Genomic DNA, 15,749 nt, shown 5'->3' on the forward strand with positions numbered 1-15,749 from the left:
CAGCAATCTACTCTCAGGGAGGAAACGTTTATGACCGATATCAGGCTTTATATGCTTCAATCCGGAACCTTGAAGTGCAAGGTACACAACATCAAGATGAACCAGGGAGACGGCGCGGACTACGAAATTCCCGTTCCTTTCTTCCTGATCACCCATCCGGACGGGCATACGGTCATCGATGGCGGCAACGCGATCGAAGTGGCAACCGACCCGCGCGGCCATTGGGGCGGCGTGTGCGATGTCTATTGGCCGGTTCTGGACAAGGATCAGGGCTGCGTCGATCAGATAAAGGCGCTCGGCTTCGACCCTGCGGATGTCAAATACGTCGTCCAGTCCCACCTGCATCTCGATCACACCGGCGCCATCGGTCGCTTTCCCAATGCCACCCATATCGTCCAACGCCGAGAATATGAATACGCCTTCACGCCGGACTGGTTTGCGGCAGGCGGCTATATCCGAAAGGATTTCGATAAGCCGGGTCTGAAATGGCAGTTTCTCAACGGCGCGGATGACGATCTCTACGACATTTACGGCGACGGCACCCTGACGACCATATTCACCCCCGGACACGCTCCGGGCCACCAGTCCTTCTTGGTGCGAGTGCCGGATAGCAAGCCGTTGCTGCTCACCATCGACGCTGCCTACACGCTCGATCACTGGGAAGAAAAGGCATTGCCAGGCTTCCTCGCCTCCACCGTGGACACCGTGCGTTCCGTACAGAAACTCAGAACAATTGCCGATAAGACAGATGCGATCGTGGTGACGGGGCATGACCCCGACGCTTGGTCGACCTTCAAGAAGGCTCCCGAATATTACGGCTGATATGCCGTTCTCATCGGCGGCGAGGCTCCATCCCCGTCGCAAAGGTTGAACTCAGTTTCAAAAACGGAAAAACCGGGCTCTGCATCAAGCAGAGCCCGGTTTTTTTGATTGAGCTTTACGGTGCGCAGCTCTTCAAGGCGCGCGACTGAATGTTACAGCTGAACCTTGTCGAAAGCCTTGGGATCGATGCCAAGCGCATCAAGATCAGAACCGGCAGGCTTGCGATGGGCACGCACAGCGGCGGAAACCGAAACGGCGGCGCCGAAAACAGCAAGGGTTTCACTGAAAAACTTACGCGATGTCTTTGCAACCGAACGCATTTCTTTCTCCTTTTGGGTTGACCTGAATATGGGTAAATCGACCCAAATCTACAACTCGTGATATAGCGGGGGAGCCATGCGGCAGAGCTCGAACTCCTTCGGATGACAGCTACGGCAAATTTGCATGGGTGATGGCGCTTTGACTACGGCCCCGATTTTGTTAATCCGTGGAGAGAAAGGGAGATTGAGAGCATGGCGACGGTCATTTACGGCATCAAGAACTGCGACACGATGAAAAAGGCGCGCAGCTGGCTGGAAGCGCACGGCATCGACGCCGCCTTTCATGACTACAAGACGCAAGGCATCGATCGCGCCCATCTGGACGCCTGGTGCGAGGCGGCGGGATGGGAAACCGTTCTGAACCGGGCGGGCACCACTTTCAAGAAACTGGACGATGCGCAGAAGGCCGATCTCACCAAAGAGAAGGCGATCGGGCTCATGCTGGAGCAGCCGTCGATGATCAAGCGCCCGGTTCTGGAAAGCGAAGACAAAATCACCGTCGGCTTCAAGCCTGATACCTACGCTTCGATTTTCGGCAAGTAGGCTCCATGTCCAAGACGACCCGTGCAACGCAGATGCTGACCAAGGTCGGCGTGGCCTTTACCACTGTATCCTATGAATACGATCCGAATGCTGAACGCATCGGTCTTCAGGCAGCCGAGTCGATTGGCGAGCCGCCGCATCTGGTGCTGAAGACGCTGATGGCCGAGGTGGACGGCAAGGCCGTCTGTGTTGCTGTCCCTTCCGACCGGGAAGTCAGCATGAAGAAGCTGGCGGCAGCCTTTGGCGGAAAGTCTGCCCATATGATGAAGCCGGCAGATGCCGAGCGGGCAACCGGTTACCATGTGGGCGGCATCAGCCCATTCGGGCAGAAGAAGCTGGTGCCGACTGCTATAGAGGCTCAGTCAATGGAACATCCTTACGTCTATATGAATGGCGGCCAGCGCGGGCTGCAGGTGCGCCTTTCGCCCAAAGATGCGCTCGCTGCTTTGAAGGCGAAGGCCGCACCGCTTGTCGCAGATTGAGCATTGCCGTCTGGGAAGGTGGTTGGCTTTCCCGATGGATGGTCTATTGTCCAAACCCATTCAAGCAGACATGTGAAGGCAGATCATGAGCGTTTCTCCTATCGATCCCGTCAAACTCGAAAAGCTGGCCGAAGTCGCCGTCAAGATTGGACTTCAGCTCCAGAAGGATCAGGATCTGGTGATCACGGCGCCGCTGGCAGCCTTGCCGCTGGTCCGTTTCTTGACCAAGCACGCCTATATGGCAGGCAGCGGCCTGGTCACCACCTTCTATTCCGATGAGGAAACGACGCTGGCGCGCTATCGCCATGCAAGTGACGCCAATTTCGACAAGGCGTCCAGCTGGCTCTACGAAGGCATGGCAAAGGCTTACGCAAACGGCGCAGCAAGACTGGCGATTTCCGGCGACAACCCCATGCTTTTGTCCGAACAGGACCCGACCAAAGTCGCGCGCGCCAACAAAGCCAACTCAACGGCCTACAAGCCGGCGCTTGAGAAGATTTCCAACTTCGACATCAACTGGAACATCATCTCCTACCCCAACCCATCCTGGGCCAAGCAGGTCTTCCCGGATGTCAGCGAAGACGAAGCCGTTCGTAAGCTTGCGGATGCGATCTTCGCAGCATCGCGTGTGGATGTTGCCGATCCGGTGGCAGCCTGGGTCGAGCACAATGCCAATCTTGCCAAGCGCTCCAAGTGGCTGAATGGCGAGCGTTTCGCCTCGCTGCGCTTCACAGGCCCCGGCACCGACGTCACCATAGGCGTTGCAGACGGCCATGAATGGCACGGCGGCGCCTCGATGGCGAAGAACGGTGTTACCTGCAATCCGAACATCCCGACCGAGGAAGTTTTCACCACACCCCATGCGCTGCGCGTGGACGGTTATGTCTCCAGCACCAAGCCGCTCTCCCATCAGGGCACGCTGATCGACAATATCCAGGTGAAGTTCGAGGCTGGTCGCATCGTCGAGGCCAAGGCCTCGAAGGGCGAATCGGTGCTGAACAAGGTGCTCGACACCGACGAGGGTGCACGGCGCCTCGGCGAAGTGGCGCTGGTGCCGCATTCCTCGCCGATTTCAGCGAGCGGTATTTTGTTCTACAACACGCTGTTCGACGAAAACGCCTCCTGCCATATCGCGCTCGGCCAGTGCTATTCCAAGTGCTTCATCGACGGCGCGACGCTCAGCCAGGATCAGATCAAGGCGCAAGGCGGCAATTCCAGCCTGATTCACATCGACTGGATGATCGGCTCCGACAAGGTCGATATCGACGGCATCAAGCCCGACGGCTCCGTCGTACCCGTTATGCGCAAGGGCGAGTGGGCCTGATCTAGGCACGGGCCTCCTAGAGCGCCGTGCTTCCTTTTGGACGCACGGACGCTCTGCCTTTTGAATCGACGCACCGTGCTTTCCGAAAATCGAGTCCGGTTTTCGGGCCGATGCTGCGGGATGAGAGGCCCGGCCCGCCACCGCGGTAGAGCGATTGGCGACAGCGATCGTAACGGATCGCCGCTCGTGCCTGCTATCCCCCGTCGATCGGTCCTGAAGCGCGCGTGTCTATTAGACTAAAGTCATAAGCCAAAAGCATCGCTCTTCCTTTCGTTAAAATTCTGTCACTTTGCAATCAGGTGCATCGCGCCCGGAAGGGCCAGTTCGAGGGGAGTCGAGCTGTTGCGATGCGTCTTCTTGATTTCTGTGGAGGACAGCCAATGGCGAATATAGCAGCGACGGGCGTGGAAAAGGCCCGCCCCATGACGGGGGAGGAGAAGAAGGTCATTTTCGCCTCTTCTCTCGGTACGGTCTTTGAGTGGTACGACTTTTATCTCTATGGTTCGCTCGCCATCTATATCGGCGCGAACTTCTTCAGCCAGTATCCGGAAACAACGCGAAACATCTTCGCGCTGCTGGCCTTTGCGGCAGGCTTTCTCGTTCGTCCCTTCGGCGCTCTGGTCTTCGGCCGTCTCGGTGATATCGTCGGACGTAAATACACCTTCCTCATCACCATTCTGATCATGGGCTTCTCGACCTTTGTGGTCGGTATTCTGCCAGGTGCCGCACAGATCGGTATTGCAGCGCCCATCATCCTGATTTTGCTGCGCATGCTTCAAGGTCTGGCGCTGGGCGGTGAGTACGGCGGTGCTGCAACCTACGTGGCAGAGCACGCGCCGAATGGTCGTCGCGGCTATTATACCTCGTGGATCCAAACCACCGCGACACTCGGACTCTTCCTGTCGCTGGTCGTAATTCTCGGCGTACAGTTCAGCCTCGGCAAGGAAGCTTTCGCAGCCTGGGGCTGGCGCATTCCATTCCTGCTCTCCGTCATTCTGCTCGGCGTATCGGTCTGGATCCGCCTGAAAATGAATGAATCCCCTGCCTTCAAGAAGATGAAGGAAGAGGGCAAGACCTCCAAAGCCCCGCTCAGCGAAGCCTTCGGTCAATGGAAGAACGCCAAGATTGCCATCATCGCACTTCTCGGTGCGGTCGTCGGTCAGGCAGTCGTCTGGTACACAGGCCAGTTCTACGCCCTGTTCTTCCTCCAGAGCATTCTGAAGGTCGATGGCCAGTCGGCAAACATCATGGTCGCCTGCGCTCTTCTGCTCGGCACCGGCTTCTTCGTTCTCTTCGGTTGGCTCTCCGACAAGGTCGGCCGCAAGCCCATCATCATGGCTGGCCTCGTTCTGGCGATGCTGACCTACTTCCCGCTGTTTAAAGCGCTCACATGGGCGGGCAACCCAGCCCTTGCTGAGGCCCAGGCGACCGTTCGGGCAACCGTGACGGCTGCCCCCGGCGACTGCAAGTTCCAATTCAACCCAACAGGCACGGCAAAGTTCACGACATCCTGCGATATCGCAACTTCGTTCCTGACCCGTAACTCCGTTCCTTATGATGTGGTGGAAGGTCCGGCCGGACAACCCGCCACCGTCAAGATCGGCAACACCACCGTAAACAGCTACGACGCTGTGGCGGCAGGTGCAGACGCAGCCGCCAAGGATCGCGCTTTCCAGAAGCAGATCAACATTGCCCTGCATGACGGCGGTTATCCGCTGGTTCGCGGCGCCGCTCAGGTCCCAGCCGCAAAGCTCGACGCCTTTGTTGCTGCAAACCCTGAATTGGCGCTCAACGCCGATGCCATCCGAGCAACGCCTTCCAAAACCGTGCCGGTCGACAAGCTTGTCGCAGACAAGCTTCTGACACCGGCGGAAGCCAATGGCGCAACCGAGATGGCCGTTTATACGGTTCCGGGCGGCGGTGCCTTTAGCATGGTTGCCGATCCGGCAGCCGTGAACTGGGTGGTCATCATCGCGGTTCTGACCGTTCTCGTCATCTATGTGACGATGGTCTACGGTCCGATCGCAGCGCTTCTGGTCGAGCTCTTCCCGACCCGCATCCGCTACTCCGGCATGTCCCTGCCCTACCACATCGGTAACGGCTGGTTCGGCGGTCTGCTTCCTGCAACTGCGTTTGCGATGAGCGCTGCCAAGGGCGATATCTACTACGGCCTCTGGTACCCGATCGTCTTTGCCGGCATCACGCTTGTGATCGGTCTGCTCTTCCTGCCGGAAACGAAGGACCGCGACATCCACAAGATGGATTGAGGACCCCTCATATCCAAAAGAAAACCCGGCGAGACGATCGCCGGGTTTTTTATTGCTCGAGAATGGGAAGCTTAGGCCTTCAGGCCCTGCAATTCGGCATTGACGCGATCGCGCCAGGCGCGGTTTTGAACGAGTGCTGGCGGAAAAAGTCCGTCGATGGCAAAGAAGGCCGCCGAAGGGTCGCTCGGATCGACATTGCCCACGGCGACAAGGATTTCCTCGCGACGCGGATCGTCGAGATTTCCGCGCTTGTGGATCGAAGCGATCCAGAGCGCGATCACATAGGCAAACTCCGCAGCGTCATGGCCCGCCTCCAGCGTTTCCACGGTTGCCGCCAGAATGCGCTGCGGCAGCTTCTGGCTGGTGTCCATGGCAATCTGGATATTCTTATGAGCAATCGTCGGATTGGCAAAGCGCTCGACAAGCTCATCCATATAGGCAGGCAGATCGATCCCCGGCACCGGATCGAGTGTCTTGACCGCTGCCTGCATGTGCCGCCTGACCTTCTCGACAAATTCCGGCACAGCCATCACGTCGCGCACGAACTCCAGATCGTTGAGAATGCCAAGATGGGCAATCATCGTGTGCGGACCGTTCAGCAGACGCAGCTTCATCTTCTCATAGGGTTCGACGGCCTTGGCGAAGACGGCACCGCCCGCTTCCCATGCGGGTCGACCAGAGACGAAATTCTCTTCGATGACCCACTGCATGAAAGGCTCTGTCTCGATCGACAGCGTGTCTTCAACGCCGAGCAGAGCTTGCGCGCGGGCCCGGCTTTCGGCCGTTGCCGCTGGAACGATACGGTCGACCATACTGCACGGGAATGCGCCGTTTTCGGCAATCCAGCGCGCCAGTTCGGGATCGCGACGTTCCGCCATGTCGAGGACGAGGCGACGAACCACGTGACCGTTGGAGGGGAGGTTGTCGCAGCAGAGAACGGTGTAAGGAGCGATCCCCATCTCACGACGCTTCGCGAGACCCTCAACGAGGAAACCGACCGCACCGACCGGCGCGTGAGGATCGGCAAGATCGGCTGCGACGGAAGGATGCTTCAGGTCCAGACCACCCGTGACGGGGTCAAGACCATAGGCCTTCTCGCTGACCGTCAGTGTGACGATCTTGATGGTTTCATTGGCAAGATAATCGAGAACGTCCGTGCCACGTTCTGCAGCACAAAGCCAACCGACCGTGGCACCCATGATTTCCGCCGTGTCGCCCTCTGCGTTACGAACGATGATCGAGTAGAGACCATCCTGCTCGGCAAGCGCTTCCACCGGATCAGGGGACCGCAGATTGACCGCAATGATGCCCCAGGCCCCGAACTGTTCGGACAAAGCCCGTTGCGTATAGACCGCCTGATGGGCGCGGTGAAAAGCGCCGAGCCCCATATGGATGACGCCGGGCTGCAAATTCGCGCGGTCATAGGAAGGCTGTGCAATGACGTCAGGCAATAAGGTTGAAGAAGACAATCTGCTCATAATCAAATGATTCCATAGTTGGGATGAGAAAGGGTACGTTCGATACCGCGAAGTTCCGCGAGACCCTTCAGCCGGCCGATAGCCGGATAACCGGGCTGGGCGCCGCGTGTCACATCGTCCAGGATTTCCTGTCCGTGATCCGGTCGCATGGGTATTTGATGATCGGAAAGACCGGCATCCAGGCGGCGTTTCTCTTCTGCGAGAAGGGCGGCAATCACGGCAACCATATCCGTTCCACCTTCCAGATGCTCGTCCTCAAAGAAGGAGCACGGCACGGTATCGGTGTCGCGGGTGACGTTGCGCAGGTGAACGAAGTGGATGCGATCGGCAAAGCGCTTGGCGATGAAAGGCAGGTCGTTATCCTGTCGCGCACCGAGCGAGCCGGTGCAAAGGGTCGCGCCGTTCGCGCGGCTATCGACGGCTTTGAGCATATGCGCGTAATCGTCTTCCGTCGAAAGAATGCGCGGCAGGCCGAGAAGCGGCCACGGCGGATCATCGCCATGGGCGCAAAGATTGATGCCGACCTCTTCAGCCACCGGTACGACCTCGGAGAGAAAATCGATGAGATTCTGCTGCAGCCTTGCCCGATCAATGCCGTGATAGCTGCGCAACTTCTCCAGAAGCTGATCAAGCGTGTAACCATCAGCGGAGCCGGGAAGGCCAGCGCCGATGTTCCTGCCAAGTGCGGCAATCGTCGCGTCCGGCATATCGGCAAAGCGGCGCGCCGCCTCGTCCACCAGCCAATCGGGATAATCGGCAGCGGCATTCGGGCGCTTGAGAATATGGATATCGAAAGCAGCAAAATCTGTCAGGTCGAAGCGCATTGCTCTCGCCCCGTGGCGGGTTTCCCATCTGAGATCGGTTCGTGTCCAATCGAGCACCGGCATGAAATTGTAGCAGACGGTGCGAATGCCGCTCGCCGAGAGCCGGCGAAGCGTTTCCTGCCAGTTGGTGATGTGCTGCTTCCAGTTGCCTGTCTGGGTCTTGATGTCTTCCGACATCCAGACGCTTTCCACCACATCCCAATAAAGCCCGCCCGCCTTGATTTCCGCATGACGCTTCTGGATTTCATCGACAGGCCAGACATCGCCGGTTGGTATGTGATGCAACGCGCTGACGATGCCGACGGCACCGGCCTGTGCGGCGTCCTGAACGGTTACTCTGTCCACTGGCCCGAACCAGCGCCATGTATGTCTCATGATCCTATCCTCTGAATTTTAACTCTGGTCGCTGAAGGTGATCTGCACCTTGCAGGCCACCTGACGGTCACCGGCCTGTTCGAAGGCCGCAACCGCCTGTTCAAGCGGAAAATGATGCGAAATGATCGGCCGCACATCGATGGCGCGAGACGAGATCAGCGAGACCGCCTCACCAAACTCTACGTCGAAACGTTGCGATCCGCGCCAGTTGATTTCCTTGCCCACCAGCAGGTTGAGCGGAATGGTGATGTCTCCCGTCACGCCCACCTGCACAAGTGTCCCGCGCGGCTTGATGGCACTGAAGGCGGATCGAAGCGCAGGCGCGGCGGCCGAGCAATCGAACACCAGGTCGAAGCTGCCCTTGTTTTCCTGATAAGGCGCTAGCGCCTCCGGGTTACTGGCAACGTTGACTGTTCCTGTCGCCCCCATGGCCGGTGCGCGGGCGATGGCAGCATCTGTAAGGTCGGTCACGATGATTTCGGCCGCACCGGCGTGTTTTGCCGCGGCGACGGTCAAGAGGCCTATCGGCCCCGCCCCGGCGATCATTACGCTTTTGCCGGAAAGATTGCCCGCTTGCGAAACGGCATGAAGGCAAACGGCGAGCGGTTCGGCACAGGCGGCCTCGTGCGCGCTCACGCCCTCGGCGAGGGCAAAACATTGCTTCGCAGGCACGACCAGATGATCACGGAACATGCCCTGCTCATGCGGCAGTCGCATGGCGCTTCCCATGAAACGCATGTCGAGGCAGTGGATGGGTTGTCCCTTGAGGCAATAAGCGCATTGGCCACAGGGCTGCGATGGATTGACGGCTACCAGCGCACCGATCGCAAGACCGCTGACACCCGCGCCGAGTTGCCCGACATAGCCTGAGGCTTCATGGCCGGAAATGATCGGCTCGCGCACCTGTACAGGCCCGAAACCGCCATCCTGATAATAATGCAGGTCCGATCCGCAGATGCCTCCCGATGCCATGCGCAGAAGGACTTCGCCCTCCCCCGGTGCGGAATAATCCTGCGTTTCGACCTTAAGGTCTCTTTTGCCGTAAAGACGCGCGACGCGTGTCAGCATTTCCAGTCGACTTTCCTTGTCGTGACGGAGAAGGTCCGCGCGAACCTAAACCCGCGCGGACCGATTTCATACCTTATCGGATCAGACCCATTTCCGTTGGCAGCCACAGCGTGATCGCCGGAATGAAGGTGATCAGGATCAGCGCCACGAAGAGCGGTACGAGCCATGGCAGAATGGCCATCGTCGTGCGCTCTACCGAAAGCTTCGCCACACGGGAGAGAACGAAGAGCACCATGCCGAGTGGCGGATGCAGGAGACCGATCATCAGGTTCAACGTCATGATCAGACCGAAATGCACCGGATCGATATGGAACTGCAAGACCAGTGGCAACAGGATCGGCACCAGGATGGTGATGGCCGCAATCGTGTCGAGGAAGCAGCCGACAAACAGCATCAAGAGGTTGACCAGCAAGAGGAAAATCCACTTGCTATCCGTCAGCGTCAGGATCGCCGACGAGAGAACCTGCGCTGCCTGGCTAACAGTCAGAAGCCAGGCGAAGACCGAAGCCGCCGCCACGATGAATAGAACCGATGCAGTGGTCTCGATCGTGTCGAAGGTTGCCTTCGCCAGCGTCTTGAGCGTCATCGTGCGATAACGAACGAGACCGAGGAAGAGCGACCAGAGCACGGCCGCGACCGCCGCTTCCGTTGGCGTGAACCAGCCCATCGTCATGCCGCCGATGAGAATGACCGGCGTCATCAGTGCCATCACGGCGGAGAAGTCAAAGTACCAGTCGCAGAAGATCAGCACGGCCAGCACGATCAGGATGGAGAGGTTCAGCGACATGCCGAATAGGGTCAGCACATAGATGCTGGCGGGAACGAGCATGACGATGAAGACTTCCAGCGAGGCACCGAAGATGGTGCGCAGGCTGAAGGGCGTGTCCGAGCCCCATTGCTTGACGTAGGCGAAGACCGCAACCGTGATCATCATCAACAACGTCATGACGACACCGGGCACGATGCCCGCCATGAACAACGCGCCGATGGAGACGTTGGCCATCATCCCGTAAATCACGAACGGAAGGGACGGTGGGAAGATCGGGCCCAACGTTGCCGAAGCGGCGGTGACGCCGACAGCGGCTTCCACCGGATAGCCGTGATCCTTCATCGCCTTGATTTCGATGGTGCCGATGCCCGCGGCGTCTGCCAGTGCGGTACCGGACATTCCGGAAAAAATCACCGAGCCGATGATGTTGACCTGTGCCAGACCACCCTTCATCCAGCCGACGAGGGCCACGGCGAAGGAATAGATGCGCCCCGTCACGCCAGCGGAGTTCATCAGGTTTCCGGCCAAGATGAAGAATGGGACCGCGAGAAGCGGAAAGCTTTCAACGCCCGCGATCATGCGTTGCGCCGCGATGATATCCGGCGCGACATTATAGAAGACGATGTAGAGCAGCGACGACGTCGCCATGGAGATGGCCACGGGCAGGCCGACCACCATTAGAAGGAGGAAAGAACCGATCAGCAACAGCATCTCAAATCTCCTCGCTCGTCTGGAATTCTTCCGGCCGCTCGAGAACCGAATAGCCGCGACGCTGATTGGCCACGAAGACCTGGATCGCGCGCAGGAACATCAGCACGAAGGCGCCGAAGACGGTGTAGAAAACGATGTTGCGCGGCAGCGCCACGGTGACCATTTCCTCATCCGCAACGATCTCCAGATAACGCCACATCAGCCATGAGCCGTAGGCGAAGAAACCGATGCGGATGATATCGACCGCGATCGCCATGATGCGCGTCAGATGCGGTGGAAGGTAGTGATAGAGAACATCGACCTGGATATGCCGCGACATGCGCACGCACATGACCGAGCCAAGGAAGACGACCCCGATCAGGCAGTTGACGGCGATTTCTTCGGTCCAGGCATAGCTGTCATTGAGAACGTAACGGGTGAAGAACTGGAGGAAGACGCATCCCGTCATCATCCAGAACAGGGCGAGCGTCAGCCAGTCTTCGAAGGCATAAACGGAAAGATCGGTATCGGGCGGTGCCTCGTCAAAAGTATGGGCAAGCTCCTCGGGCGTAACCTGAGTATGGATTTCCTGCGTCATTGAATTGTTCCGGTTGGAGCATCGGCGCGAGCAGCAGGGTCAATATGCGCTCGCCTGCCGGTGCTGAAAACGAGAAGGGTGGCGCGGAGACGAGCCCCGCGCCAGGCGCAATTTACTGGATGGCGCGGATCGCTTCCCAATCGGCCTTGTTGTATCCGAAGTCTTCGAACTTCACCTTGTCGAGCACGTTCTTTTCGAAGTCGGCCTTGTCGACTTCCGTCACCGTCAGGCCACGCTTCTTGAAGTCGTCCACGAGTGCCACTTCACGCTCCTCGATGATCTTCGTCGTCTTGGTGGCGGCCTCCTGCATCACGTCGACGAAGATTTTCTTGTCTTCGTCAGACAGGCTCGCCCAGCGCGACTTGGAGATCACCGTATTGAGATGGTCGACGATATGGCCGGTCAGAACGATGTTCTTCTGCACTTCAAAGAACTTCTTTGCTTCGATGGTCGTCAGCGGATTTTCCTGCGCGTCGACTGTGCCGTTTTGCAGCGCGAGGTAGACTTCGGCGAAAGCAATCGGCGTGGTGTTGGCGCCGCAGGCGCGCGGCATGGCAAGATAGGCCGGCACATCCGGAACGCGCATCTTCACGCCGTTCAAGTCGCTGCACTTCTCGATCGGCTTGTTCGATGTCGTGTGACGTGTACCGTAGTAGCTGACCGCCGTGATGACGTTGCCGGTCTTGTCCTCGTAACCCTTGGCAAGACGCTTGAAGACATCGCTCTTGGTGTAGGCGATCAGGTGTTCCGGATTGCGGAAGATGTAAGGAAAGTAGGTGACGCCAATCGGCTTGGAATCGCGGGCTGCAAAGCTTGAACCGGAAATGATGATATCGACCGTGCCGAGTTTCAGCCCCTGGTTGATATCGGCTTCCTTACCGAGCTGGGATGCCGGGAACACGTCGATCTTGTAGCGACCCTCCGTGCGCTTCTCGATCTCCTTCGCCGCCCATACCGATTCCGTGTGGAACGGTTCTGTGGTCTCGTAAACATGGGCCCATTTCAGCACGGCCTGCGCCTGCGCAGACAGCGCAGAGGCCATGATGATGGCTGTGGCACCCAGCAGGCTTCTCAATCTGAACGTCATTTCTGTCTCCTCCCGAAATAGTGTCAGATGTTGCTTCTCTACCGCCGCGCCGAACGCGGCAGCACCTTACCTCCCCTCAAGCCTCCTCTCCGAAGCTTTGAGAAAATCTCTTTTGCGACTGGCTGAGATGTCGCTGCATGGCAGCTTTCGCCGCCTCCGGATCGTTTGCGGCAATTGCATCACGGATTACCACATGCTCCTCAAGCGCCAGGCGCCAGGTCCGCGGCCCTTCGAAATGGCTGGCAAGACGCTCGAAGTAAGGCGTCATGCGGCGGTCGAAGATATTTCCGGTGAAGCGATGGAGTGTGACATTGCCTATGACGTCGGCGATCGCCAGATGAAACGCCCTATCGTGAACCAGCATCTCCACCGCGTCGCCGATGGCACCTTCCATCCGCTTCAGGTTCTCATCCAGCAGAGCGACATGCGAGGCATTGGCGCGCTTTGCCGCCTCTTCAGCAATGCCACCTTCGATGATGCTGCGCGCCTGGAGAATTTCGAAAGGCCCGTCGCTGTCGTCCGCACGCAAGATCGAGTGCGCTTTCGGACGTTGGCTTACATAGACCCCTGAACCCATGCGGATCTGGATGTAGCCTTCGACTTCCAGCACGATCAACGCTTCGCGAACGGTCGGCCTTGAGACTGCAAAGCGTTCGGCAAGATCGCGTTCTGCCGGAAGCTTGGCTCCGTCCGCGATTTCTCCTGCCTCTATCAACGTCCTGATCTGATCCGCCACCTGTCTGTGGAGGCGACGCGGCTCAAGCGCCACAAACATGATGTCCCCTCCCGCTGCGGCATTGGTAAAGTGGTATTACCAATCATGCCCATTAAGGCAGTTTCGCCGACGAAGTCAATTGGCAAACTTGGATCGCACGTCCAAGCCCCCGTCACATCAGGCGAATGGCTGCGTAATACCCAACCGATTTGCCAGATCTGCGAATGACTGCCGCGTCGCCGGGTCCAGGACGACACCTTGACGCTCCCTTTCGGCCGCGACTTCCCACTCGCGGTCTCCTGGCGCCATCACCCGCGCGCCCTCACGTGCTGGCGAGTTTCGCAACGAGTCCAGATAACGCGTCATCGCTCCCTCGAAGACGCTTTTCTCCAGAAATGCCTCAGGCTTCAGCGCAAGGACGAAGGCACCCATGCCCCTTGGCGTGGAAAAATCCGGGCCACCCATCGAAGCGATGTCGAAGCTGAGCTTCATACCGGTCAACACCGCGCTGAAGATTTCCGCCACACCGCCAAGTGCTGCGCCCTTGAAGCCGAACTCGCCACCGAGCGGAGCAAGCATTGCCGCGGCATGCGGATCCTTGGTGTCATGGCCGCCTTCGTCGGAAGCTGTCGCATCGGGCAAAGGCTGACCAAGGCTCCGATAGAGCAGCACACGGTTATAGGGGATGGAGCTCGTCGCCATATCGAGAAGCCACGGATTGTCTCCGGCGGACGGAACACCAACAGCAATCGGATTTGTGCCATGGAAGCGCTGCGCGCCGTCGTGCAAACGCACGAAGCTATCGGAGTTGCAGAAGGTGATGCCGATAAACCCTCGCTTGGCTGCTTCCAGCGAATAGGCGCCAGCGGGACCAAAGTGAGAGGTATTGCGAATGGCAACGGCCCCGATGCCGAACTGCGTCGCAAGCTCGGTGGCATGGGTCATCGCCGTATAGGCAGCCAGTGCCCCATGCGCATCATCCGCATCCAACGTTTCGACAGCGCCGAGCCCAGCCACCTTGCGAAGGCGGGGTGTGCGGTTGATGCGTCCACCCTGCATGGCAGTCACATAATGGTCGAGCAGACGAACGCCGTGGCTGTCCACGCCATAGCGTGTTCCATGCATCATGGCACGCGTCGCCGCATCCGCTGTTGGGGCATCCGCACCGCAGGCGGCGAAGACCGCACGGCAGAACCGGTCCAGCAATGTCAAAGGGACATGGGCGCGCGCCTGGTCTTGCAGCATCCTGGCTTCTCCTCTTCAAAATGTCTTATGCATACACTAGACATTATTTTTTGGCCGTGCAATCCCTGTAGCGCTAAAAACGATCGCTGGTCGGCCACGAAACCGAGAGTGAGAGAGGAGAACGATGAAGAGCGCTACGACCGGAATCGCGCCCCGCCTGTACCGCAGAGCCTGCGATCTTCTGGCTGCGGACATCGCCAATGGCGTCATCGTTCACGGTACGAGGCTGACCGAGACCATGGTGGCCAATCGCTTCGGCATCAGCCGCGCACCCGCACGCCAGGCGCTGGCTGAACTGGAGCGTCTTCATCTAGTGCGCAAGGCCGAGAGCCGCGGCTATGATGTCGTGGCAAAAAGCAAATCGGTGCCAAAGATACGCACAACCGATGAGATTTCGGTCCCCACGACCGACACTATGCGCATGCAGCCGAGATCCAGTTGGGAACTCATCTACGACAATATCGAGATCGAGATCGTCTCGCGCACATCGCTCGCAGACTGGCGGATCAATGAGGCGATGCTGGCCAAGCATTATGGCGTCAGCAGAACCGTGGCGCGTGATGTCGTCGCGCGTCTGCAGCAGCGCGGTATCGTTCACAAGGACGAGAGCGGGCGATGGTATGCACCGGCGCTCACGGCCAAGCATATCGACGAACTCTATGAGCTACGCTGGATTCTCGAGCCCGTCGCGCTGGAAAAGGCGGCCGCCAATTTTCCGGACGGGCTGCTGCTCTCCTTGCGCAAAAACGTTGCGGACGCCATCCACTCGATCGACAAGATCGACGGCGAAATGCTCGATGCGCTTGAACAACAGTTGCATGTCGAGCTGCTCGGCTACTGCGAAAACGCCTCGCTGATGCGTGCCATCAGCCTGCCGCAGGCGCTGCTCGTCGCCCACCATTTTCTCTATCACTGGACAATGGGGCTTTTCGACACCGAGCCCTTCCTGCCGGAACACCTGGCGATTTTCGACAGCCTTCTGGCAGGCGATATCCAAGGGGCGAAAGCCGGGCTGACACGCCACCTGCAAATCTCCAGAAGCCGCGCGATGATGCGCATCAAAGCCGTTGCGGAGGTCATTTCGCCTGACGAGCTGCCTTATCTCGAGAAGATGGAAGGCGGCTGAGCAGCAGAATTTTACA

The 15,749-nt window shown here is 58.6% G+C and carries 15 protein-coding genes; 6 read left to right on the top strand and 9 right to left on the bottom strand.

Features of this window, described 5'->3' with window-relative positions; genetic code table 11:
• Positions 1–30: 30 nt before the first annotated feature.
• Entirely contained in the window at positions 31–822 is a 792-nt protein-coding gene (gene attM, locus PVA19_RS07145) for an AttM family quorum-quenching N-acyl homoserine lactonase (RefSeq protein WP_062423647.1), read from the top strand.
• A gap of 152 nt (positions 823–974) precedes the next feature.
• Here attM and PVA19_RS07150 read toward each other — a convergent pair whose 3' ends face one another.
• Positions 975–1,142, bottom strand: a complete 168-nt coding sequence (locus PVA19_RS07150) for a hypothetical protein (protein ID WP_165457025.1) — start codon at positions 1,140–1,142, stop codon at positions 975–977.
• Between the two features lie 192 nt (positions 1,143–1,334).
• On the opposite strand from PVA19_RS07150, the gene PVA19_RS07155 reads away from it, so the two are divergent.
• The 4 genes from PVA19_RS07155 to PVA19_RS07170 all read left to right on the top strand — a co-directional run bounded on the left by PVA19_RS07155 (position 1,335) and on the right by PVA19_RS07170 (position 5,758).
• Entirely contained in the window at positions 1,335–1,685 is a 351-nt protein-coding gene (locus PVA19_RS07155; protein ID WP_274101768.1) for an ArsC family reductase, read from the top strand.
• A gap of 5 nt (positions 1,686–1,690) precedes the next feature.
• Positions 1,691–2,167: a Cys-tRNA(Pro) deacylase gene (gene ybaK, locus PVA19_RS07160; protein ID WP_274101770.1), complete on the top strand. Its 477-nt coding sequence runs from the start codon at positions 1,691–1,693 to the stop codon at positions 2,165–2,167.
• 85 nt (positions 2,168–2,252) lie between these two features.
• Positions 2,253–3,491, top strand: a complete 1,239-nt coding sequence (locus tag PVA19_RS07165; RefSeq protein WP_274101772.1) for an aminopeptidase — start codon at positions 2,253–2,255, stop codon at positions 3,489–3,491.
• A gap of 380 nt (positions 3,492–3,871) precedes the next feature.
• On the top strand, positions 3,872–5,758 hold the full coding sequence (locus PVA19_RS07170) for an MFS transporter (RefSeq protein WP_274101773.1): 1,887 nt from the start codon (positions 3,872–3,874) through the stop codon (positions 5,756–5,758).
• A gap of 71 nt (positions 5,759–5,829) precedes the next feature.
• Here the strand turns inward: PVA19_RS07170 and PVA19_RS07175 are convergent, their stop codons facing one another.
• The 8 genes from PVA19_RS07175 to PVA19_RS07210 form a co-directional block, all read right to left on the bottom strand.
• Positions 5,830–7,236, bottom strand: a complete 1,407-nt coding sequence (locus PVA19_RS07175; protein WP_274101774.1) for a mannitol dehydrogenase family protein — start codon at positions 7,234–7,236, stop codon at positions 5,830–5,832.
• A gap of 2 nt (positions 7,237–7,238) precedes the next feature.
• Positions 7,239–8,435, bottom strand: coding sequence for a mannonate dehydratase (gene uxuA, locus PVA19_RS07180; RefSeq protein WP_274101775.1), 1,197 nt, complete (start codon positions 8,433–8,435; stop codon positions 7,239–7,241).
• Between the two features lie 18 nt (positions 8,436–8,453).
• A complete protein-coding gene (locus PVA19_RS07185) occupies positions 8,454–9,503 on the bottom strand; it encodes an L-idonate 5-dehydrogenase (protein ID WP_274101776.1) in 1,050 nt (349 codons plus the stop codon).
• Positions 9,504–9,576: 73 nt separating this feature from the next.
• Entirely contained in the window at positions 9,577–10,983 is a 1,407-nt protein-coding gene (locus PVA19_RS07190; RefSeq protein ID WP_274101777.1) for a TRAP transporter large permease, read from the bottom strand.
• Between the two features lies 1 nt (position 10,984).
• Positions 10,985–11,560 (bottom strand): TRAP transporter small permease, encoded by a 576-nt coding sequence (locus tag PVA19_RS07195; RefSeq protein ID WP_062423638.1) that lies wholly within the window; start codon positions 11,558–11,560, stop codon positions 10,985–10,987.
• 112 nt (positions 11,561–11,672) lie between these two features.
• Entirely contained in the window at positions 11,673–12,647 is a 975-nt protein-coding gene (locus PVA19_RS07200) for a sialic acid TRAP transporter substrate-binding protein SiaP (protein WP_274101778.1), read from the bottom strand.
• 76 nt (positions 12,648–12,723) lie between these two features.
• Positions 12,724–13,422 carry a FadR/GntR family transcriptional regulator gene (locus tag PVA19_RS07205; RefSeq protein WP_274101779.1) on the bottom strand — a complete coding sequence of 233 codons (699 nt, stop codon included), beginning with the start codon at positions 13,420–13,422 and terminating at the stop codon, positions 12,724–12,726.
• A gap of 117 nt (positions 13,423–13,539) precedes the next feature.
• Positions 13,540–14,607, bottom strand: a complete 1,068-nt coding sequence (locus PVA19_RS07210; protein WP_274101780.1) for an Ldh family oxidoreductase — start codon at positions 14,605–14,607, stop codon at positions 13,540–13,542.
• A gap of 124 nt (positions 14,608–14,731) precedes the next feature.
• Here PVA19_RS07210 and PVA19_RS07215 point away from each other — a divergent pair, with 124 nt between their 5' ends.
• Complete coding sequence (locus tag PVA19_RS07215; RefSeq protein WP_274101781.1) at positions 14,732–15,733, top strand: GntR family transcriptional regulator; 1,002 nt, start codon at positions 14,732–14,734, stop codon at positions 15,731–15,733.
• The last annotated feature ends 16 nt before the right edge of the window (positions 15,734–15,749 follow it).

It is taken from the genome of Agrobacterium sp. CNPSo 3708, assembly GCF_028674915.1.
Classification (GTDB): Bacteria; Pseudomonadota; Alphaproteobacteria; order Rhizobiales; family Rhizobiaceae; genus Agrobacterium; species Agrobacterium cavarae.